Below are 1,575 nucleotides of genomic sequence, written 5' to 3'. Positions count from 1 at the left end.
CGTGCACCTCGCACACGTACACGGTCAGGGCGTACAACGCCCAGGGCGAGTCGGCCGCGAGCGGCGCGGTGAGCGCCACCACCACCGGCTGCACCGGCGGCGTCCCCGGCAAGCCGGGCGCGGTGGCCGCGACAGGCGGCGCGAACAGCGTGTCGCTCTCGTGGGGCGCGTCCTCGGGAACGGTGACCGGCTACCGGGTGTACGAGGGGTCGACGGTGCGGGCGACCGTGACCGGGACGAGCACGACGGTGTCCGGGCTGGGGGTGTGCGAGGCGCACACCTACACGGTGGCGGCGTACAACTCCGCGGGCGAGGGCCCCAGGAGCGACCCGGCGAGCGCGACCACGACCGGCTGCACCGGCGGCGGCCCGCTGCCCAAGCACTTCCTCACCGGCTACTGGCACAACTTCGACAACCCGGCCGTCGAACTGCGGCTCTCCGCGGTGCCCAACGAGTACGACCTGGTCGCGGTCTCCTTCGGAGAGGCCACCGCCACCCCCGGTGAGGTCGTCTTCGCCGTGGACCCGGGCCTGTCCGCCTCCCTCGGCGGCTACACCGACGCCCAGTTCAGGGCCGACGTGCAGACCCTCCACTCCCGTGGCAAGAAGGTCATCCTCTCGGTCGGCGGCGAGGCGGGCCGCGTGCAGGTGGCGAGCGCCGCCGCGGCGACCAAGTTCGCCGACACCGTCTACGCCCTGATGCAGAGTTACGGCTTCGACGGCGTCGACATCGACCTGGAGAACGGGCTCAACTCCACCTACATGGGCCAGGCGCTCCGGTCGCTGCGGGCGAAGGCGGGCGCGAACCTGATCATCACGATGGCGCCGCAGACCATCGACATGCAGTCCACCGGCGCCGAGTACTTCAAGCTGGCGCTGAACATCAAGGACATCCTCACCGTCGTCCACACCCAGTTCTACAACTCGGGCTCCATGCTCGGCTGCGACCAGATGGCCGCCTACTCGCAGGGCTCGGTCAACTTCATGACCGCGCTCGCCTGCATCCAGCTGGAGAACGGACTGCGTCCCGACCAGGTGGCGCTCGGACTGCCCGCGGGACCCGGCGCGGCGGGCGGCGGGATCGTCGCCCCCGCCCTGGTGAACCAGGCCCTCACCTGCCTCGCCACCAGGACCGGCTGCGGCAGCTTCGTACCGCCGCGCGCCTACCCCGGGATCCGCGGCGCGATGACCTGGTCGATCAACTGGGACGCCAGCAACAACTGGAACTTCTCCAGGACCGTCAAGCCGCACCTCGCGACCCTGCCCTAGCCCCCGCAGCTCACGACCCCGGACCCGCCCGGCACCTCACCGTCCACGACGCGCCCGGGCGGGCCCGGGGCCCCGACCTCGCACCCCCGATCTCCTCCCCCCAACCGAGGAAGTGCCATGAGATTTCGACGAACGCTGACCGCGGTCCTCGCCGCGCTCGGCATGTCAATCGGCCTGTCAACGGTCGCGACCCCCGCGTTCGCGGCACCCACCACCGCCGTCTTCACCAAGACCTCGGACTGGGGTACCGGTTTCGAGGGCAAGTACACGATCACGAATGGTGGTACGACGGCGATCAACGGTTGGT

Annotated in this window: 2 protein-coding genes; both read left to right on the top strand. The window is 70.6% G+C overall.

What is annotated here, in order from left to right:
* The coding region (locus ACIBH4_RS39605; protein WP_399173895.1) for a chitinase at positions 1-1,268 on the top strand (1,268 nt) is incomplete at its 5' end.
* Positions 1,269-1,385: 117 nt separating this feature from the next.
* Positions 1,386-1,575: cellulose binding domain-containing protein (locus tag ACIBH4_RS39600; protein ID WP_362770418.1), on the top strand; the 190-nt coding region annotated here is incomplete at its 3' end.

Source organism: Streptosporangium sp. NPDC050284, from assembly GCF_044459525.1.
Lineage (GTDB): Bacteria > Actinomycetota > Actinomycetes > Streptosporangiales > Streptosporangiaceae > Streptosporangium.
This window is presented reverse-complemented; position numbering and strand designations above follow the sequence as displayed.